General features: G+C 29.5%; 19 protein-coding genes, 1 pseudogene and 1 other annotated feature. Of the genes and pseudogenes, 12 read left to right on the forward strand and 8 right to left on the reverse strand.

Translation table 11 applies throughout. The features are described from left to right. Nucleotides 1-95 precede the first annotated feature (95 nt). A complete protein-coding gene (locus RCG18_RS12045) occupies nt 96-1,556 on the forward strand; it encodes a hypothetical protein (RefSeq protein WP_308041520.1) in 1,461 nt (486 codons plus the stop codon). A gap of 40 nt (nt 1,557-1,596) precedes the next feature. Next, a complete protein-coding gene (locus RCG18_RS29020) occupies nt 1,597-2,094 on the forward strand; it encodes a CsxC family protein (protein ID WP_374119136.1) in 498 nt (165 codons plus the stop codon). 110 nt (nt 2,095-2,204) lie between these two features. Here RCG18_RS29020 and RCG18_RS12055 read toward each other — a convergent pair whose 3' ends face one another. Further along, the gene (locus RCG18_RS12055) at nt 2,205-2,942 is read right to left on the reverse strand and encodes a hypothetical protein (protein WP_308041522.1); all 738 of its coding nucleotides are present in this window, start codon (nt 2,940-2,942) and stop codon (nt 2,205-2,207) included. Between the two features lie 285 nt (nt 2,943-3,227). After that, nucleotides 3,228-4,547, reverse strand: a complete 1,320-nt coding sequence (locus tag RCG18_RS12060; RefSeq protein WP_308041523.1) for a dicarboxylate/amino acid:cation symporter — start codon at nt 4,545-4,547, stop codon at nt 3,228-3,230. A 109-nt stretch (nt 4,548-4,656) separates the two neighbouring features. Continuing rightward, nucleotides 4,657-4,891: a binding site (T-box leader), on the reverse strand. 177 nt (nt 4,892-5,068) lie between these two features. Here RCG18_RS12060 and RCG18_RS12065 point away from each other — a divergent pair. Beyond that, the gene (locus tag RCG18_RS12065; RefSeq protein WP_308041524.1) at nt 5,069-5,968 is read left to right on the forward strand and encodes a tetratricopeptide repeat protein; all 900 of its coding nucleotides are present in this window, start codon (nt 5,069-5,071) and stop codon (nt 5,966-5,968) included. A 370-nt stretch (nt 5,969-6,338) separates the two neighbouring features. On the opposite strand, the gene RCG18_RS12070 is transcribed toward RCG18_RS12065, so the two are convergent. The 3 genes from RCG18_RS12070 to RCG18_RS12080 all read right to left on the reverse strand — a co-directional run bounded on the left by RCG18_RS12070 (nt 6,339) and on the right by RCG18_RS12080 (nt 9,191). Then, nucleotides 6,339-7,673 (reverse strand): HAMP domain-containing sensor histidine kinase, encoded by a 1,335-nt coding sequence (locus RCG18_RS12070; protein ID WP_308041525.1) that lies wholly within the window; start codon nt 7,671-7,673, stop codon nt 6,339-6,341. An 18-nt stretch (nt 7,674-7,691) separates the two neighbouring features. After that, nucleotides 7,692-8,354 (reverse strand): response regulator transcription factor, encoded by a 663-nt coding sequence (locus RCG18_RS12075; RefSeq protein ID WP_308041526.1) that lies wholly within the window; start codon nt 8,352-8,354, stop codon nt 7,692-7,694. Nucleotides 8,355-8,708: 354 nt separating this feature from the next. Then, entirely contained in the window at nt 8,709-9,191 is a 483-nt protein-coding gene (locus RCG18_RS12080) for a DUF2680 domain-containing protein (RefSeq protein WP_308041527.1), read from the reverse strand. A gap of 178 nt (nt 9,192-9,369) precedes the next feature. On the opposite strand from RCG18_RS12080, the gene RCG18_RS12085 reads away from it, so the two are divergent. The 6 genes from RCG18_RS12085 (at nt 9,370) to RCG18_RS12110 (ending at nt 14,238) form a co-directional block, all read left to right on the forward strand. Beyond that, nucleotides 9,370-10,047: a 4Fe-4S binding protein gene (locus RCG18_RS12085; protein ID WP_308041528.1), complete on the forward strand. Its 678-nt coding sequence runs from the start codon at nt 9,370-9,372 to the stop codon at nt 10,045-10,047. After that, nucleotides 10,028-10,213: a hypothetical protein gene (locus RCG18_RS12090; RefSeq protein WP_308041529.1), complete on the forward strand. Its 186-nt coding sequence runs from the start codon at nt 10,028-10,030 to the stop codon at nt 10,211-10,213. Before RCG18_RS12085 ends, RCG18_RS12090 begins: the two co-directional genes overlap by 20 nt. Before the next feature lie 288 nt (nt 10,214-10,501). Beyond that, complete coding sequence (locus tag RCG18_RS12095; protein ID WP_308041530.1) at nt 10,502-11,152, forward strand: 4Fe-4S binding protein; 651 nt, start codon at nt 10,502-10,504, stop codon at nt 11,150-11,152. A gap of 159 nt (nt 11,153-11,311) precedes the next feature. Further along, nucleotides 11,312-12,280: an Ig-like domain-containing protein gene (locus RCG18_RS12100; RefSeq protein ID WP_308041531.1), complete on the forward strand. Its 969-nt coding sequence runs from the start codon at nt 11,312-11,314 to the stop codon at nt 12,278-12,280. Nucleotides 12,281-12,418: 138 nt separating this feature from the next. Then, complete coding sequence (locus RCG18_RS12105; protein WP_308041532.1) at nt 12,419-12,910, forward strand: DUF6803 family protein; 492 nt, start codon at nt 12,419-12,421, stop codon at nt 12,908-12,910. A 191-nt stretch (nt 12,911-13,101) separates the two neighbouring features. Beyond that, complete coding sequence (locus RCG18_RS12110; RefSeq protein WP_308041533.1) at nt 13,102-14,238, forward strand: peptidoglycan DD-metalloendopeptidase family protein; 1,137 nt, start codon at nt 13,102-13,104, stop codon at nt 14,236-14,238. A gap of 80 nt (nt 14,239-14,318) precedes the next feature. On the opposite strand, the gene RCG18_RS12115 is transcribed toward RCG18_RS12110, so the two are convergent. The 3 genes and pseudogenes from RCG18_RS12115 to RCG18_RS12125 form a co-directional block, all read right to left on the reverse strand. Next, on the reverse strand, nt 14,319-14,654 hold the full coding sequence (locus RCG18_RS12115) for a YnfA family protein (protein WP_308041534.1): 336 nt from the start codon (nt 14,652-14,654) through the stop codon (nt 14,319-14,321). 399 nt (nt 14,655-15,053) lie between these two features. Further along, nucleotides 15,054-15,984, reverse strand: a pseudogene (locus RCG18_RS12120) (DUF2935 domain-containing protein). Nucleotides 15,985-16,065: 81 nt separating this feature from the next. Continuing rightward, on the reverse strand, nt 16,066-16,647 hold the full coding sequence (locus RCG18_RS12125) for a hypothetical protein (RefSeq protein WP_308041536.1): 582 nt from the start codon (nt 16,645-16,647) through the stop codon (nt 16,066-16,068). An 824-nt stretch (nt 16,648-17,471) separates the two neighbouring features. Between RCG18_RS12125 and RCG18_RS12130 the strand changes: the two genes are divergently transcribed. Genes RCG18_RS12130 through RCG18_RS12140 form a run of 3 tightly spaced genes read left to right on the forward strand, consistent with a single transcriptional unit; the run spans nt 17,472 to nt 19,956 of the window. Next, nucleotides 17,472-18,869, forward strand: a complete 1,398-nt coding sequence (locus RCG18_RS12130; protein WP_308041537.1) for an NAD(P)H-dependent oxidoreductase — start codon at nt 17,472-17,474, stop codon at nt 18,867-18,869. Next, entirely contained in the window at nt 18,859-19,389 is a 531-nt protein-coding gene (locus RCG18_RS12135) for a hypothetical protein (RefSeq protein ID WP_308041538.1), read from the forward strand. Before RCG18_RS12130 ends, RCG18_RS12135 begins: the two co-directional genes overlap by 11 nt. 18 nt (nt 19,390-19,407) lie before the next feature. After that, nucleotides 19,408-19,956, forward strand: a complete 549-nt coding sequence (locus RCG18_RS12140; protein WP_308041539.1) for a LytTR family DNA-binding domain-containing protein — start codon at nt 19,408-19,410, stop codon at nt 19,954-19,956. The last annotated feature ends 4 nt before the right edge of the window (nt 19,957-19,960 follow it).

Genomic DNA, 19,960 nt, shown 5'->3' on the forward strand with positions numbered 1-19,960 from the left:
CTAATAATCCCGTCGCACTCTGTGAAAGCGATTCACACAAAATCCACCCGAAGCGAAGAATTCTGTTTATAGCAATTTTGAAAGGAGAGTAAATTATGAGTAGGAGACATCATTCAGGAGAGCATTATAAGGATTCTCATAAAAGAGAATCCGATGAAAAGAATCTCAAAAGAAAGCATGATAAAAGAGAAGATAAAGAAGATGATTATAAAAAAGATGATTATAAAAAAAATGATTATAAACATGACAGTAAAAGAAAGCATGGCGAAAAGCATCACAAAAGAAAGGATGATGAAGATCAGTATAAAACTGAACACGATAAAAAACATCATAAAAAACATCATAAAAGATATAACAAAAGAGATGATTCAGAAAAACACCATGTTAAAGAACTAGTATCAGAAGAATATAGAGAAACTGTAGAATATAATGACCTAAATGAAAATTTCGATTCTTTTAAAACTGATAGCATAGAAAATAATAACCATGATTTCTTTGAAGCTAATAGTGAAGAAAACAATAGTTATGATATATTAGAAGATAATATAGAAGATGATGACTATAATTCTTCTGAAAGTAATAATGAAGAAGTCAATAGTTATAATATATCAGAGAATGATATAGAAGATGATGACTATAATTCTTCTGAGGCTAATAGTGAAGAAAACAATAGTTATGATATATCAGAGAATGATATAGAAGATGACGACTATAATTCTTCTGAAAGTAATAGTGAAGAAAACAATAGTTATGATATATCAAAGAACGATATAGAAGATGATAGCTATAATTCTTCTGAAGCTAATAGTGAAGAAAACAATAACGATGAAACCTTAGAAAGTAATAACCATGATTCCTTTAGAAATAACGACTCAGAAAATAATTATAATGGTTCTAAAGATCAATCACCAGAATATAAACCTTATATGTCTACAAATATAGATTCACTAATAGAAAGTTATAAAAAAGTTTTATTAAAAGACTTAGAAATACCTGCAGACAAGAAATCTTTAACAGAAAACTATATTATACCTAATGAAGAGTTTATAAAAAAAAACTATAAAAACGATACAAATGGAGAATTCTTAGAAGAAGACTATAATACCTCTGCAAATGAAAAAGCTTTAATAGAAGACTGTAAAAAATCCTTACCAGAAGTTAAAACTATACCATTAGTTCAACAAAATCAAGAGGATAATTATAGTAAGAATATATATAAGACAAATATAAGAAAAAAACATAGTAAAGATAAAAAAGGTAAAGATAAAAAAGAAAAACCTACAAAAGAAATTCATCATAAACTTGTGAAGGAAATGGATAAAAAAAATAAATATAATGAAGCTAATAATAAAATTCATGTAGATAAGATTACTAGTGAGGATTGTAAAGTAACTGTTATCTCAGAAATACTACCTCTTTGTGAGAATGTTTCTCATACTTCTGATGTTACTAAAGAATCTGTAACAGTAAAAATTCCAGTGGTGTTAACAGAATGTAAGGTAGCTATTACTATTGAATCTTTTCTAAAATTAGAGGATACTATTTCAGGAAATTAAACGTATTAGGAAAAATGTATATTTAAACCAGTGCAAACTTATTCCTAGTTCTGAAGATGGTAAGCCTAATACTGGGATACTATTCATAGATGGTTTTATTAGAAAGAACATTGAATATATCACTGAAGAATGTACTCGTAAAGGAGTATCAAATAGAAAAGTAAAACATTCTACAGTTAAGGTACCTTTTAAATGTACTACCAGAGTTAAATTCAAAACTCAACCTAAGTTTACACCAACTACTCCTCAAGATGAAGTAGAACTATTAGAAACTAATATTAGAGTTTGTGGCCCTTGCGAAGAAAGTGTAATTGGACGAGATGTTTGCGAGCAAAGCTTTAAGTTCACAGAATTTTTTAATGAAAAAGTATTCTGTGAATTAATTAGTGCTGAAATTGTTGAGGTGGACATTCTTGAAAATTCAACAAATAAAGACTACAAATCATCTGCAGAACAAACCTTTCATAACATTACTGAAAAAGCAGTACTATTTCTAACAATAAAATTATTACAAAATCAACATGTAGAAATTCCTTAAACAGCATAGCTTCTAAATTTAATTTAAGTGAAACTTAATTCAGATGGATGTTAAATTCCATTTAGGCATTTAACATCCATCTGAATATTAATTTATAATATAATTTAAAGTTAACACATATCTAACATTATATCTATTCTCTTCTTTAAAACCTTATACACATCTTCACATTTTTCATTTATATGATAAATTAGATGAGTAGTATCTCTAAGTTGTGAAGTTTTAGAATGAACTACTGGGGAAGTAGCTAAAAAGTTAACAGATGTAGCTAAAGTAGCAGAAGATGCACTAAGTTCATATAGAGTAGTAAGTAAAGGAACTACACAATTTTCATAATAAATTCGTTGTGATGGATCTATATTCAATCTTGCTAATTGCTCTCTAATATTGTTGATATTTTGAAGCAATGTAGAAGTTTGACTAATATTTTGAAAAATATTTTCACAGGGATTAGCTGTAGGGGGTACACTTGTAGTAGGAGGTGCACTTGTAGTAGAAGGTGTACCAGCTTCGCTAGGAGCAGTAGTGGTTTCAGTGACATTAATGCTGCTAGTACTTAAAGGTTTAATATAAGTTACTCTGTTTTGTGACAAGTTAAATTGAATATTTTGTGCTGTTTCGATTCCAGTTTGAATAATATGATTCAGGTTCTCGTTAGGGTCATTAGTGATAATACGGCTATTACTGGAAGTACAGTTGTTAATAGAATCATTATTTTGTGATGTATTAGTAGTATTATTAGTGGTATTATTGGCATTATTAGTAGTATTATTTATAGTGTTATTGTTAGTAGTATTTTTATTAGAAGCTTGTGATGAATTAGTTTGTTTATCAATATTATTCCCCATAATTTATCACCCTAATTATATTTTATGTATTTAACTTTTAAAATTTTGCTATTGAAATAAACAGGCATGGTGATTGAAAAATATGTATCATAAAAATTACGACACATAATTCTAGATATAATAATATATATTGCTGTAAAAATATATTATTACAGTCAGTATGTAAGTATATAAACTATCTGATTAATTTATGAATTAGATTAATAAAAAAGGTTGTTGATAAGTGTATTATCAACAACTGTTTACTGCATTTTAAAAATATATGATATCTCTTATAAGAAAACATTAAGCACTTAGTTCCAACTCATCAACTTCATTGTTATTAAAACTCTCTCTATCAAACTCATTTTCAGAGTTAGCTACTAAAAGTGACACTACAGATGCCCCAGTTACATTAGTTGCTGTTCTTGCCATATCTAATATAGTATCAATTCCAAGAACCATAGCAATTCCTTCGATTGGCAAACCTAAAGCTGCAAGAACAACAGTCGCCATGATAGAAGCAGTTCCAGGTACACCAGCAGTACCTACAGAAGCTATTGTAGTTACCACTATCAGAAGAATATAGCTTGATAATGACATAGGAACATTAAACACTCTAGCTACAAAAATTGCAACGATAGCAGGGTATAGGCCTCCACATCCGTTCATACCCATTGTAGCACCCATTGGAGCAACGAAGCTTGCAACGTTATCTGAGATTTTTACATTGTTAGTTAATGATTTTAATGTTACAGGTAAGGTTCCGTAACTACTTCTAGTTGTAAATGCAACAACCTGTGCAGGGTAAATCTTTTTAAAGAAGCGTATAGGATTAACTTTAGCAACAAAGGCTAGTAAACTTCCATGTACTAATACTACCTGTAGTATGCATGCAACATAAACTGCTACAATTACCTTAGTAAGAGGAAGCAAAGTAGATAGTCCATATTGTGATGATACTGAGGTCATTAATCCAAACACTCCGTATGGCGTAATCTTTAATACTATTTTTGTTATTCTAAACATTATTATAGAAAATGATTTAAAGAAATCTTTTACCGGCTTTACTAACTCAGGATTCTTTGAATTTTCTATAGTAATAGCAACACCAACAAATATAGCAAAAATAATAACTGGAATTATTTTACCATTAGACATTTCAGATACAGTATTAGATGGGACCATATCTAACAATACCTTTGTAAATGTAGGAATTTCTCTAGCTTTAAAGTTGGCACTTTTGGTAAATTGCATGCCAGCTCCTAAATCTAACAATAAAGATACAACTACTCCGATAACACAAGCAATAGCTGTGGTAAGTAAAAGCCAACCGATAGTTTTAGTACCTACCTTTTTTAGTTTATCAGGGCTTTCTAAGGAAGCAATACTTGATATAACAGTAGCAGTTACAAGTGGTATAACGAGCATTTTAATAAGACTTACATATATTTGTCCCAAAGGCTCAATAAACTGAACATTTTTCTTAAGAACTACTCCAGCAGCAACACCTATTAACATGGCAATTAATACTCTATTTCCAAAGCTTACTTTTTTCTTTTTTAAAAAATATAAAAATGCTAATGCTATGATTGCAATTAATATACTCATATAATTTGAATTCATAGTTATCCTCCTAAAATTTTATTTATAATATATTTTGTATAAGCATATAATACATATCACTTGCGCGCATAAGTGTATGCAAATAAAAAAACCTTCTGCCTCTGTTAATAACAGAGGCAGAAGGTTACTTCCGCGGTTCCACTCTGATTAGACATTACTGTCCATCTCTAATCTGGTACAATCAATACCATATCTCTATAACGGGAGAACCCGTAAAAACCTACTATAGTTCGGTTCTATGCTCACAGGGGCACTTCAACTATAATCTTCATAAAGCTTTCTCAACCTAGAAGCTTCTCTCTGTAAGTTTCATACAGTTTACTTTTCCTGATCAAAGCATTTAAATATAGAATTCATATTGAATTACTAAGAATTTATATTTATGATTATAAATCCTTATTTTACAAAAAGCAAGTGTTTTAATAAAATAATATAAAATTAAATTATTCCAATTTGCATTGTGAAATAATAACTGTATAATAATATGTTAGATATATAGTGTTAAATAAAGGAGTAAAGCTATGATTGTTGAAGGCTATAAGATAAACAATTATAAAATAATAGCAAAGAATTTTTATAGAGAACGCTTGTTAGATAAGGCTCTAAATTTTTATGAAAAGGCATATAACTGCGATGGAGGTAAGAGAGATATCGAACTTTTACTGGATATGGCATTGATCTACGATGAATTAGGAGAATACGATTTAGCTGAACAAAAGTATAGGGAAATATTGAAGATAAACCCTGAAGATGAAAGAGCATATTATGGCATAGCAATAATATATGACAATATGAAAGAATATAACAAAGCTGCAGAATACTATAAAGAAGCAATTAGAATTAACCCTCAATATAATAGAGCGTATTTCTTTCTTGCAGGGGCCTATGACGAATTAGGAGAAACCAATAAAGCTATTGAATGTTACGAAAAGGTTCTAGAAATGAATAATAAGGACTTTTGGGCACATACAAACCTAAGTGCTATATATGAAGAGTTAGGAGATTATGAAAGAGCACTTAAAAACATAAATGAAAGCTTAGAAATAGATACTAATCACTATTTAGCTTTATTTAATAAGGCTGTAATTTTAGGAAGAACAGGACAGTTAGAAGAGGCAGAAGAATATTATAAGCTTTCTATAGAAGAAAATGAGAATTATTCATATAGCTATCTGAACTTAGCCGTTATATATAAAAACAAGCAACTATATGAAAAAGCCATTAAAATCATAAGTGAGGGAATTAAGAATAACCCTGATGCTGAATTTCTATATTATAATAGAGCTTGTTTCTATGTGAAACTTAATAGCTTTAACAAGGCAATAGAGGATTTAAATAAGGCTATTGAACTTTATCCTAACTTTAAAAAATACATAGAAGAAGATGAAGAATTAAATCCTATAAAGAATTTTTTGAATTAGTTATTAAATGTGGCTAAATTAGTATAAAACCCCATAAGGTACATAAAACATGAAAGATTCATATAATACTATTAAATAATGTGAGAGAGAACAAGGAAAAGATTTAAAATGTGGAGTAAATACATCCTAGAATTTATTTTTTTTACCTTTATTTTAATTACACCACCTGCTCTTGCAATTTTAGTAGTATATGATTCAAGAGAAATTGCTAATAAGATAAGAAATTTAAAATAATAGTATTGTATAAGTTATTAGCTGATTTAGAAATTTACAACTCATAAAATAAAAATAATACTAAGTATTATTTTTTAGAGGACAGTTGACAGAGGACAATTGACAGTGAAGGTGAGTTTTCTTCCACTGTCCTCTGTCAATTGTCCTCTAATAGAATGTAATCATTTGGAATAAGAAAGTAAATCTCTGTTTCTGAATTGGGTATACTTGTAACGCCGTAGGAAAAATTATGCTTTTTTAAAATCTCAGCACATATTGCCAGACCAATGCCCATGCCGCCTCTTTCTGAATGTTTATAATATCTATTCCAAACGTCATCTAGCATGCTTTCAGAAATTCCGATTCCGTAGTTCTTAACAGATATTTTAACTCCTTCCTCAATCAATGATGTGGTAATTTCTATATTGCTCGAATCAAAGCTAAATTTTATAGCATTATCTATAAAGTTATATAAAACTCTATACATATACCTTGAGTCAGCATTCACTTCAATATTGGGAGAAGAAACAATCAGATTGATATTTTTATTTGATGCAATAGGCTTAAAGGTATGGAGAAATCCTGTTAAGAATTCATTTAAGTTAAAATAATCTTTCTTTAGAGTATAACTATCTCCTTGAAGTTTAGAAAGTTCGATTAAATCTAGAACTAACCCGTTTAGTCTGTCTACTTCTTCTATTATATCTTTAGCATAAGATTTTTTTTCTTTCTCATCAATAATATCATCATAGATTGCTTCACTATAGTTTCTTATTATACTTAAAGGTGTTTTAAAATCATGAGATACATTAGCTATAAAATCTTTTTGTAAATCATGTTTTTTCTTAAGGCTTAAAGCCATAGTCTTGATGCTGTGACAGAGATTTTCTATCTCATCTTTTGTGCTTATATTTATATCAAAATCAAAATTTCCTTCAGAGATATCTAAGGAAGCTTTCTGCAGTTTCAATATTGGCTTTGTGAAGTTTTTGCCTAGTATAGATATAAGCGGTATTGATAAAATAAGTGCAAGTAAAAATACAGAACTTAAAATGATATAAACTACATTAAGATAGTTAGAAGAAAATTTATTGTTTTGAAGAACAACTATATTTCCAATATCGCTTTGATAGTTATAATATAAAAATTCCTCATTCATTGGGTTTAAAAACTTACCTTTTTCCTGCAAATTGTTGATATCAATTGTTTTAAGAAAAGGCATCATGCCCATCCTACTTTGAGTTAAAGGAGTAATAGAATTATCCTTTATAAGAATAACACCTGAGACCTGAGTGCTAAAAGAAATATTTGAAATTTGAGAATTAGATTTAAGTGAATTGTATATATTTTCAGCAGTATTTCTAAGCTCTTTATACTGCATATTTATATAAAATTTAGATAGAAATATGCTAGTAAAAATAAAGCATATAGATATTACTATTGTGATAATAGACATAAAATATTTAATTAATTTGGCTGTTATCTTTTCCATTCTATCTCCTTAGTTTTATTATACTTCAACCTTATAGCCCACACCCCATATAGTTTTCAGATGCTTCTCGCAAAATAGAAGTTTACTCCTCAAACTTTTCACATGAGTATCAATAGTTCTTGTATCTCCAACAAAATCATAACCCCAGACATTATCTAACAATTGATCTCTTTTAAATACTTGATTGGTATTTTTGCAGAAGAATATTAATAAATCAAATTCTTTTGGGGTCAAAGTTATTGTTTCACCATTTTCAGTAACAGTTCTCTCATTTTCTATTATTGATAGACTTTCAAAGGTTAAATAGTTTGTTAAAGGTTTTTTTGTATTTATTCTAAGATTTACTCTAAGAACCAACTCTCTCATACTAATAGGTTTTACCATGTAATCATCGGCACCAAGTTCTAAGCCGAAGATTCTATCCTCTTCTTCTCCACGAGCAGTAGTTAAAATAACCGGTATATTGCTATTTGACTTAATTTTTCTAAGTAATGACCAACCATCTTTTTTAGGCATCATTACATCTAAAATTATCAAATCAAAATCGTTGTTCTCTAACAGGATTTCTCCATCATCACCATTATAGGAACATGTAACTTCATAGCCATCTTTTTTTAAATATAAAGACATGACGTCCGCCAGCTTTTTTTCATCATCTACTATTAATATGTTTCCTTTCATAGGCATACCTCTCAGCGAATATTTTATACCTAAATTTTAACTTATAAGCACCCCTAATTCAATAAAGTGATAAAAATTGAATGCTTTTATATAGGGAAACTAACTAGAAAGTTAACTTATACAAAGGGGTATTTTTCCAAAGCTGAAGGTAGATTTAAAAACTTTGTGTTAGTCTTAGCGAAGGGTTTTAAGACAACCTTAGAACTTAGATAGTGTTTGAGCAGAGCGAGTTTATCTAAGTCTTAGGTCGTCTAAAACACAAGCTTTAGACTAACTAAAAGTTTTTAACGGACTGAAGCTTGGAAATATATTTCGGAGTATAAGTTAACTTTCGGTCTTAGCTCTCTATACTTTTTAGTTACTTCCAGAGTAAAATCCATTTCCTCTGCATGATCCACCGCCTCTTTTACCATTTACAGGTCCTTTACCAGGAGTACAGTTAGATGAATTTTCTTTAATGTTAGATTTTATATTCTCACCTTGTTCTTTAGTAACACTGCCGTTTTTTACAGCCTCATCAACAGCTTTAGTTCTTTCCTCTACCATAGCTGACTTAAATTGATCTTCCGTTATACCTTTATCCTTTGCAATATCATACATAGTTTTTCCTGAGTTTCTTGCAGTAGATATATCAGAATCGCTGATGCCAAATTTATTTTTTAGTATATTTGTCATGAAATCATAGCCTCGTATACCTGTTACTTTACCAAAGCCATATCCGGAACATGTTACACCACTGCTAGTAGTTGTCGGTGTTTTAGAGTCTGCATAAGCAGTAACTCCCACCCCTAATGATAATACTAATGTTAAAGCAATAATTAAATTTTTCTTTTTCATTTTCATTACCTCCACACAAAGCTTATTGCAAATATCTACTATAAGAGATATCCTGCAATAGAGAATTTTAATATTTGACTATATATTACACTAGGCATATGATTAAAATGTGTAACAATTGTGATGGATTTGTGAAAGTTAATTTTATTTAGTAACAAATTAGGATGGGGGAAGTAAAATGAATAAGGAAAAAATAGCTGAATTAAAACTTCAAGGATTTATTAATCAAAGGGATACCCGTTATTTTTCTCTAAGAATTATAGCGGAGGCTGGAAATATGTCATCCAATCAAATGGAGAATGTTTTAAAGCTTGCAAATAAATATGGTAGAGGATATATAGGCTTTACAACCCGTTTAGGGATTGAAATTCCATGGATAAAAGAAGAAGATATAGAAAGTGTTAAAAAGGATTTAGAAACATTTGGATTAAGAGCAGGTGGAACTGGGAAAAAAGTAAGACCTCTTGTTGCTTGCAAGGGAACAGTATGTACTCATGGACTAGTAGATACACAGCAACTATGCAGTAAGTTGCATGAAAAGTATTTTGCATATAAATTACCTGCTAAATTTAAAATTGGAATAGTAGGATGTCCAAATAACTGCGCTAAAGCCTCTTTAAATGACCTTGGATTTATGGGACAGAGAGTACCAAGATTAGAAAAAGATAATTGCAAAGCATGTGGACTTTGTGCATCAGTATGTAAAGCTGGAGCCATTGAGAAAACAGACAAAGTAGTGAAGTTAAATTCTGAAAAGTGTTTAGGATGTGGAAAATGCATCAGTGCATGTAAGTTTAATGCTATGATAACTGATAAAGAGGGCGTTGCAGTATTTATTGGAGGAAAGTTTTGGTAGAAAGTATAGATTAGGAGATAGACTTGATAATATTTTTTCATTGGAAGAGTTAGATGGACTTACACAAAAAATATTAGATTATTACAGTGAGAACGCAACTACTGGCGAAAGATTTGCAGATATGATTGATAGAATAGGATTTGAAAAGGTAAAACAAGCACTATAAGTTTTACCATAGAAGTTCATTTAGTACCTTATATATAGATAAACTAATTAGAAAGTTAACTTATACAAAGTGATATGTTTCAAAAGCTGAAGGTCGTCTAAAACACGAGATTTAGGCTGGCTAAAAGTTCTTAACGTACTGAAGCTTGAAAGCATATCTTGGCGTATAAGTTAACTTTTTGTCTTTACATCAAAAATAAGCTTTTTAATATATTGACAGATTTGAAATACGTTATATAATATTATTGAGATACCCCTATAGGGTATATAAAGTTTTGGAGGGATTTTAATGAATAAATTTTTAAAATTGTGGAAGAAATATTCATTTATTTTATTGATAGCTTTTATCATATTAGGGCTATTTGACTTGAGACTAGCTAGTATAGCTATTATATGTATGATTGCTCCAATTATTGTATCTATTTTCAAAGGAAGGTTTTGGTGTGGAAACTTATGTCCTAGAGGAAATTTTTACGATAATATTGTTTCTAAATTTAGCAATAAGAAAAAGGTTCCAAAGTTTTTAAAATCTAAATACTTTAGAAGTTTAATAATAGTAAGTATGTTTACAATATTTACTTTGGGGATTAAAAAGAACTGGGGGAACCTTTATGGAATTGGATTAGTGTTCTATAGAATGATCGTTGTTACTACCTTAGTTGGAATAGTCTTATCATTTTTCTATAATCAAAGAACATGGTGCCACTTTTGTCCAATGGGAAGCATAGCTGCATTTATATCCAAATTTAGAAAAAGTAAAAATGTTCTTCAGGTTTCATCAACATGTGTTTCATGCAAGATATGTAAAAAGAAATGCTCATTAGGAATAGTGCCTTACGAATATAAAGGAGACTTGCTAAGTCATCCAGATTGTATACAATGTGGAAAATGTGTAACATCCTGTCCTAGAAAATCAATTGGATATAAGAAACAATCATAATCTATATATTAGATAAGCAAAATGATGTCTATTATGATAAGAATTATATATATAATTTAATAGTATTTAATATTTCGTTAAATATATATAAAGTCAAAAAAATAAGGTTCGATAACATAGTAGAAATAATTCAGGAGAATCATAGGGGGTACTATATACATGAAAAAGAAAAACTTAAAATTAGTAATTTTAACTCTTACAGTAGCTTCATTTCTTTCTTCAAATATTACCGCGTTTGCCAAACCAACCAATGTGGAGAAAAGTCACGGTAATTCCAATCAACAAGTAAATAATATTGATAAAAATGTAAAAAGTTACAGTAAAAAGGCAGAAAAAGAGGCTGGTATAATATCCCACAGATTAGATAGTATTGAAGCATCATTAAACAGCATTCTTAAAAAAATGGATGCATATCTTAATAGTACAACAACATCCTCTGCTATAGGCATTAGTGATACAACTAGCAGTGCAATACAGGGAGATACAAGCAGTGATGAGGGTAACGTTGGTATTTCAATTCAAACTAGTCTGGTATCGACCCAAGATATAAAAAGTAATGTGGAAACTCAGAATTTAAGCGATGATTTTGAAAAGGAATATGAAGAAGAGGATGGTGGAAGATATAACAGTTTCTACGGTAAGCTAAATGCCATTAATAATAGACTTAATACTGTAGAAAGACAACTTAGCAGAATCAGTGATTCTGGTAATCCTGAGTTGGCTAAGTTAAATAGTAGAGTAGCTAGTTTAAGAGATAAAGTAAAAACTTCTATGGATAGTTTGTCAAAGCTGCAAAAGCAAAGTATAGGCAAGATAAAGACAAAGTCCGATAAAAAACAAATGGAAGAACAAAAAATAAGTCAGGATAAAAAGATCTGGAAAATTCATTTTAGTAAAGAATTAAAGGGAGAAACTATTAATTCAAAAAATATTATGATAGTTGACTCAAATAATAACCTTGTTGATGCTGGGATATCATATGATAAAAATAACAAGAGTGTAATGATTGAGACTAAGGATGGCTTTAATAAAGGTGAAACATATTTTATTTTAATTGGAGATCAGGTTCAATCTAGTGAAGGAGAAAAACTAGTTAAACCTGTAGAGCAGAAATTTACTGTAAATTAATTATTTAAAAACAGCTGTTATGAAATATATAGAAATTACAGCTGTTTTTTATATAAATATCCTTCAAATAGTCTTCATAAAATCTTCATAACAAAATGATATGATTTCCATAAATTAATATCTCAGGAGGGAATCATTATGAGTATGACACATTACATGTCACTTTTGGCAGAAAATCAGCCGTGGAATCTTATAATTTTTATGGCTATACCGGTTATAATGGCTGAGACACTTACAATTACAGAGTTTTTTATTATATTCAATAAGACTAGAACTGGAGGAGTCAGAACTCTAAATAAAGTAATAGGAATTTTAGATGGATTTTATTTTACAGGTATTTTTATTTACTTACTTATAACTGCTGTTATACCATTAACTAAAACTGGTGGTTGGCATACATGGGTAGATGTTGTTGCTGTAGGGTTCTATTTAAGTGGAGCTTTATTTCTTCTTCCAATTGCACTTATGGAACTAGGCATTATATTTAGAAATAAGAGTTTTGAGGAAAAGCTAAAAATTCACTTTATTTTGGTAGGCGGATTTCTTGTTGTTGCCCATATTGCGATGATTTTTGGAATGGTAAATCCTGAAATTATAAGTAATATGCCAGGTATGAATCACAATATGTAGAAGACAAATTTAATATAAAGGTACTTACTAACAATGGCTTAGTAAGTACCTTTTTACACATAGTTTACATTACCTTCACATAAGATTCATATCTTATTTTTATAATTTGCATTGAGCTGTATTTTTATAGGGTTCCAAAGTTGAAGGCTAACCTAATGGGCCCTATAAAGTATCGGAAGGAGGAAATAAAAATGAGACGAACTATATCTTTACTAATTACTGCAGCAATTACCAGCTCTACATTTTCTTATGCTTATGCAGAAGGAATTGATGACAAGCAAAATAAATTAAATGAAGTGAATAATTCTATTCAACAAAAAAAGGACAAGCTAAAAAATATCAATGAAGACAAAGGAAATGTACAAAAAGAATTAGAAAGTTTGGATAAGGATATGTCGCAAGCATCTGCAACACTTCAGACTTTAAATGGTAAAATTTTGGATTTGAGTTCTAAGATAAAAGTGAACGAAAAAGAAATTCAATCGAAAAAACAAGAGTATATTAATGAAAATGAATTGTTCAAGCAAAGAGTTAGAGCACTATATAAATCAGGGAATAGTGCATATTTAGATATTATACTGAATTCAAAGGATTTTTCTGATCTTATAGGTAGAATAGATATAATTAAAAAGATTATTGATTACGATAAGAATCTTATATCTGACATAAAAGAAAAACAGGAAAGCCTAGAAAAAAAGCAGTCAGAACTTGAAAAAAACAAGAAAAGTGTATTGAGCTTAAAAAGTGACGCAGATGAGAAATACAAGATATTGAAGTCAAAGTCTACTGAAAAGAAGCAATTAGTTGAAAAACTAGATAAAGACAAAAAATATTATGAAAATATGATAGCTCAAGAACAGTCAGAATCTCAGGAACTTACAAAAACTATTCAAAAGATGAAAGAATCATCATCTTCAACGCAAATTAATTCTAATGGAAAGCTATTTTGCGTTACAGGCAAACCATATGCTATAACATCTCCTTTTGGTATGAGATATCACCCTGTACTTGGATATAGCAGGTTGCACGCAGGAATGGATATAGGGGTGCCAATAGGTACACCAGTCTATGCGCTTGAGGATGGGGTAGTAATTGCAGCTCAGTCTATGTCAGGATATGGAAATGTGGTTATGATTAATCATGGGAATATAACTTCCGTTTATGGACATAACTCCTCTTTAGCAGTATCTCCGGGACAAGTTGTAAAAGGAGGACAATTAATTTCTTATTCTGGTAATACTGGTGTCTCGTCAGGACCACACCTTCATTTTGAAATCAGGAACTCTAGTGGACAACCAATAGAACCTAGCGGGTACTATGTACATTAAATTCTAAAGTTTACATAATGATACGATTTTTAAAGAACTCTAAACCTATGGTTTAGGGTTCTTTAAACTTAACTACAACTTTAGCGTCTTGGGAAATACATAATAATTAAAACTCCAACAAGAGCAATAACTCCTCCAATAATGTCAGCCTTATCAGGAACAATTTTATCAACCTTCCAACCCCATAAAATTGAAAGAACTATAAAAATACCCCCGTAGGCGGCATATACTCTTCCAAAACCAGCATTAAAGGATTGAAAAGTAGGTATAATCCCATATATAGCTAGACCTAAAGCTCCAAAGAATCCATACCAAGGGCTTCTACCATCCCTAATCCATAACCAAACTAGATATCCTCCTCCTATTTCAAATAATCCTGCCAAGATAAAATAAAACAACGATTTTATAACATCCATTTTAAATGCACCTTTCGCCAAGAATGTGATAGACATTAGTCACGATAGAATTTCTTATGTTTTCAAGATCTATGTTAGATTCCTCCTTATGAACATATTGAATTAGGTTAATTAAAAACAATATAAGTTCATATGTCTCTTTTCATAGTATATAGTAATGTATTCGATTTGCAAGAAAAAAACTGTTGTTGATAATTATTTTAAATTGCTAATGGTAATCAATATCATTAATAATTTAATTATATATTAAGCTTTTTAGAATATCAATGGTTTTATTTCTTGGCATAATAAAGTTTTAATGTATAACTCAAAAGTCTCATAAAGTTTATAATTTTCTATAATTACAAAAACAAAAAAGGCCGCATATACAAAGCATAAGCAGCCTGAGGGTTGTATTATTTATACATTAGAAACTTTACTAAAATTTTTTAGAAGTCTGATATAACGATTTGCCTCTCTAAGTACATGATCGCCAAGTAATGGAACTATTATAGATTTAATGTTGCAATGAAGTAGACCTTCTGTACCTTGCTTCTTAAAATCTCTAATACCAATAGTAGATTTAAGAGTTTCCCGTGTAACTTCAGGTAGGGAACCAAGATTTGCTGTTAGGCTTTGGGCCTCAGCAGTTAATTCATCAAATTTCTTACCGTAGTCATTAGCTGTATCAAATAATTTAACTTCTGTTGGATCCAATAATCCTCTAATAAATTTTGCGTGTTCAGCCATAATTCTACTCCAGAACATTTCCTGATATACTGCATCTTGTGCAAAGTTAACTTCCTGTCTATTTTGCAACATAATCAGTGTATTTAGATATAACTTTGCCTCTCTAAGTATATGATCAATAAGTAATGGATAATTAGTAGTAAATACTTTGCATGCTAAGACATCTCTTAGCAATCTGCTTTTAAATAAAATAATTTGGTTAGCTGCGACCATAGCTCTCTGATTTAATTCAGTTACACTTCTAACAATATCAAAAGATTGTCTAGCATTGGTGGATTTAATTAGATTTGCTTCCATTTTAGTGATATTGCAATCGATCGGGATTGAGGTATAATATTGAGTTTTGCATTCGGCATCAATGGTCATGTCAGTAATTAACTCTCCTGAGTTTGCTACTTCTGGACTTATAATTCCGTAAGAAAGCTGAATAGTTTCTACTAAGAGTTGACTAAACTCGTTTTTTATCATATTTGCTTGTTGTGCTAAGTCAGGATTCTTTGGAGTAAAACCTGCCTCAAGAAAAGGAATGTTCTTTAACAATTCTCATAAAGAATAGATTTAATTCTAGGGATTGCCTAACAAACTCTCTATTAGATAACATTATAAACTCCTTTTAATTTGATACATTCTATTATATGAATTGAATTCTTAAATTGTTACTGTTAACATAATTAAATTTTGCTTAAATATCTATATTCTCAAAGTTTGTTGCAAATTTACATAAAAAATCTTCGATATAATGAGGTTCTAAATTCTGTAGTTCTTCTGGAAGTGAATTTATAGGAATATAAGGGAAGGATTTATCACCATTATAATATTTTACGATATTATTATATTTATCTTTAAATAAGTTTTTAGCACCAGTAATTGATCCGCAGTGAACATATACTCTGCTTGGATAAATGTTGTAATGTGCTCCAATTCTCAGTGAACAATCATATAAATTTAAAGGCCCGAAATACTTGATAATATTATTTCTTCGCAAGCTATAAACGGTATCTAGTATATCAGCAAAGCATAGACTATTTGATATTTTTTCTTTTATTAAATCATCTTTTAAACACTGATACATATTGTTGGCCATATTAAATCTTAGTATATTGTCTTGCACAAGTACCTTATCATCAGAGCCTATTTTAAATACAGAATGATAAATTAACTCATCATAATCTTCTATCTCTTTAAATTTTTCTAGTTGTTCTTCAAATTTTTTCATAAATTTTTCTTTATAGTTTTTAACTAATTCATTTAAAGGAGTAGACATGATATTTTACCTCCGGAGTAATAGATTATACATATAATTTTATGAATTGTTATAGCAGATGATGAGTAATAATTATAGAAAAGTTTAAATTAAAAACTGATTAAATGGAGGCAAGGCATGAGATAAACAAGAATTAAAAGGATCTGAAGATTTTCAGACCCTTTTTTAATAAGTATAAGCTTGTATAAACTAAAAATGCGTTAAGTACATTATAATACCGTATATTGAGCAAAGCCCAAGGAAAAATGGAGTAATACTAATCCTAAACCTTTCCTTTTTATAAGCTACTATATTTAATAATAAAGATAAAATACTGAAAATAAGTATTAAAATAAATAGGTAATATGCATAGCTCATTAAATCCATATTCCATGTTTTACGAACAGGTAAATCTTTAACCCTATTAAGAAAGGTTTCAAAAGGAGGCCTAGCTCTATCTATTAAAAATATGGAAACAAGGCTAATTATCCAAATTAGTATATTTACATATACAACAATTTTAGTATAGATTTTTTTTATGTTTTTCATAGACACCACTTATTAAATCAAAATTTAACTAAGTGGATTTCACCTCACTTTCTTTTAAGATTTAATATATTCTATTCGAGGAAAGTATAAAAAATTACATGGATAAGCTTTTATAGATATATGAAAAATATGGTATAACTTCATTATAAATGATTTTAAGTATAAGTCTAGATACATATTATAAATTAGTGTTACAAAATCTCCATGTATCTTACATGCTTCATATTGCATCTTGAAAGAAATCTATAGTTTCAATTTGTAAAATTCAATAGAATAGAATTAGGAAAAAACAGGAGGTGTTGATTTTGAAAATAATAATTTTAAATGGAAGTCCAAAGTCAGAAAAAAGTGTTACAGTACAATCGATGAAGTATTTAGAGCAGAATTATGAAAATCATGAATTTGAATATATACAGGTTATAAAAGAAATAAAAAAATATGAAGAAAATGTGGAAGAGTTAGAGGCTTTATGCACAAAAGTTAAGGAAGCAGATGCTGTTATATGGGCATTTCCACTATATCATGCTTTAGTACCTTCCTATTATAAAAGACTAATTGAATTAATATTTAAAAATAATTTAGAAGGTTATTTCTCAGGAAAATATACTAGTGTGTTTTCTACCTCTATTCATTATGCAGATATTCATGCTCATAACTATATGAGGGCAATTTGTGAAGATTTAGGCATGAAATATGTAGAATACTTGTCACATGATATGAATGATTTAGTAAAAGAAAAGAGGAGAAGAGAACTTAAATTATTCTTTGAAAACTTACAGACATATATTAATGAAGGTTTAACTACTAATAAACTATTTAGTACACTAAGTAAAAGTACCTTTGAGTATAAGGCTGGTGAAACAGATAAGTTTATCACTACAACTAAGAAAATAATTATTATAACGGATGTAGAAAAAGGAGATAGCAATCTTAAGGGAATGATCGATAAATATGAAAGCTATATAAAAGGCTCCGTAGAAGTTCTTAATCTTCATGATGTAGACATAAAAGGGCCTTGTCTAGGCTGTTGTAAGTGTGCTGCAGAGAATATATGCGTTTATCATGATAAGGATGGTTATAGAAAATTTTTAGATTATATTATTGATAATGCAGATATAGTTATTTTTGCAGGAACTATAAAAGATAGATATTTATCCTCCCGTTTTAAATTGTATTACGATAGAAGCTTTTGCTACACACATATTCCATTCCTAAGAGGCAAGCAGATAGGATATATGATTTCGGGTAAATTAAGTGAACATCAGAATTTAAGACAAATACTAGAATTATACACTGGAGAGGATAGGAATTTAATTGGATTTGTTACCGATGAAAGTGAAGATAGCGATACTATAGACAAACAAATATATGTTTTTGCTAAAATGGGTATAAGCTATTGTGAAAGAAACTATTTTAAGCCAGAAACCTTTTTAGCTGTAGCTTCAAGAAAGTTGTTTGCTGATGCTATAGAAGGGGAGTTAGGAGCTATCTTTGCAGCGGACTATAAATACTATAAGGAAAATGGAATGATGAAAAAAATATCCTTTAAGCAGAAAATGCAGGGAAAAGTTATGAGATATTTTATGGGAAAAGAAAGATTCAGAAAAGAAGTACAGAAAAATGCAATTAATTATATGATTACTGCCCATAAAAAAGTTCTTGAAAAGGATAAGGTGAAAGGCAATGGTAAGTAGTTTAAAAGCATGCTTTAACGTAACATTTGGGTTTATTCCTTTAATATTTCTTTGGAGTATATCAAATAAATGGGGGATTGTTTTAGGCCTAGTGTCTATTTCAATATTGTTCATAAGAAACCTTATGAACAAGAATATAGGAATTATGTCTGTTGTGTTATTAGCTTACTTTGCTATTTCTAATGTACTATACTTTTATTTTAAAATAGACGTTGTTATTCAGTACAGATATTTAACTTCATATGTAGTGCTGGCACTTATGGGATTTATCTCTACTAGACTAGGAAAACCATATACTATGTATGAAGCTAAAAGTGGATATGGAGAAGATTTTGGAGAGTCACCATTATTTATAGAAGTTAACAGTCTTATAACTAAAATATGGGCAACAATTTATTTAGTTAATGCTATTATAGAATTATTAGGGCATAACACTAATACTGTTATAGTTATGAATATATTAGTGTCTGTAGGGGTTGCACTATCAATTATAATCCCCGGGTTACTTCCGGAAGCTTAAAGTAAAAGAGGGTTTTATATGGAAATAGATTTAATTTGTTGTGAAAATATGAGAAGAATATTAGAAGAGATCCTTACTAATCGTAAAATGAGGATTAGTAAGGATGCTAAAGTATGTATTATTGAAAAAGGCTTTGATTTAGAAGAAGGCAAAATAGGTATATATTTTGATATGACAACTGTAAATGTTTTAATAGGCTATTTAGATCAAGTATCAATGAATAAAGAAGAGCTTAAAAATATAATTACAGGAAAATGTGAAGAGGACGAGCTTAAAGTGCTGACTTATGATAACATTTATTATTTTGAGGCTATGGGTAATGACGTTTTTTGTAGGACAAGAGATAAAAGATATAAAGTCAAAGAAAAGCTTTATGAATTAGAAGAAAGGCTTGAAAATAAAGGATTTATAAGAGTAAGTAAATGCTTTATTGTAAATATAGTAAAAGTAGATCGCATTATCTCATGGTTTAACAGTAAGCTTATATTAAAAATCATAGATATAGAGGAAGAAGTTTATGTTACACGAAAATATTTAAATGATTTTAAAAAATTTCTTGGGTTTTGAGGAG

Source organism: Clostridium sp. OS1-26, from assembly GCF_030915445.1.
In the GTDB taxonomy this organism is placed as follows: domain Bacteria; phylum Bacillota; class Clostridia; order Clostridiales; family Clostridiaceae; genus Clostridium_AM.

Bases quoted from the DNA above. Each gene is read 5' to 3' on its own strand.
- RCG18_RS12080 (WP_308041527.1), bottom strand. From the start codon at position 9,191: ATGAAAAAGAAAAATTTAATTATTGCTTTAACATTAGTATTATCATTA.
- RCG18_RS12125 (WP_308041536.1), bottom strand. From the start codon at position 16,647: ATGTCTACTCCTTTAAATGAATTAGTTAAAAACTATAAAGAAAAATTT.
- RCG18_RS12110 (WP_308041533.1), top strand. From the start codon at position 13,102: ATGAGACGAACTATATCTTTACTAATTACTGCAGCAATTACCAGCTCT.
- RCG18_RS12140 (WP_308041539.1), top strand. From the start codon at position 19,408: ATGGAAATAGATTTAATTTGTTGTGAAAATATGAGAAGAATATTAGAA.
- RCG18_RS12085 (WP_308041528.1), top strand. From the start codon at position 9,370: ATGAATAAGGAAAAAATAGCTGAATTAAAACTTCAAGGATTTATTAAT.
- RCG18_RS12135 (WP_308041538.1), top strand. From the start codon at position 18,859: ATGGTAAGTAGTTTAAAAGCATGCTTTAACGTAACATTTGGGTTTATT.
- RCG18_RS12100 (WP_308041531.1), top strand. From the start codon at position 11,312: ATGAAAAAGAAAAACTTAAAATTAGTAATTTTAACTCTTACAGTAGCT.
- RCG18_RS12095 (WP_308041530.1), top strand. From the start codon at position 10,502: ATGAATAAATTTTTAAAATTGTGGAAGAAATATTCATTTATTTTATTG.
- RCG18_RS12070 (WP_308041525.1), bottom strand. From the start codon at position 7,673: ATGGAAAAGATAACAGCCAAATTAATTAAATATTTTATGTCTATTATC.
- RCG18_RS12105 (WP_308041532.1), top strand. From the start codon at position 12,419: ATGAGTATGACACATTACATGTCACTTTTGGCAGAAAATCAGCCGTGG.
- RCG18_RS12115 (WP_308041534.1), bottom strand. From the start codon at position 14,654: ATGGATGTTATAAAATCGTTGTTTTATTTTATCTTGGCAGGATTATTT.
- RCG18_RS12060 (WP_308041523.1), bottom strand. From the start codon at position 4,547: ATGAATTCAAATTATATGAGTATATTAATTGCAATCATAGCATTAGCA.
- RCG18_RS12045 (WP_308041520.1), top strand. From the start codon at position 96: ATGAGTAGGAGACATCATTCAGGAGAGCATTATAAGGATTCTCATAAA.
- RCG18_RS12075 (WP_308041526.1), bottom strand. From the start codon at position 8,354: ATGAAAGGAAACATATTAATAGTAGATGATGAAAAAAAGCTGGCGGAC.
- RCG18_RS12065 (WP_308041524.1), top strand. From the start codon at position 5,069: ATGATTGTTGAAGGCTATAAGATAAACAATTATAAAATAATAGCAAAG.
- RCG18_RS12055 (WP_308041522.1), bottom strand. From the start codon at position 2,942: ATGGGGAATAATATTGATAAACAAACTAATTCATCACAAGCTTCTAAT.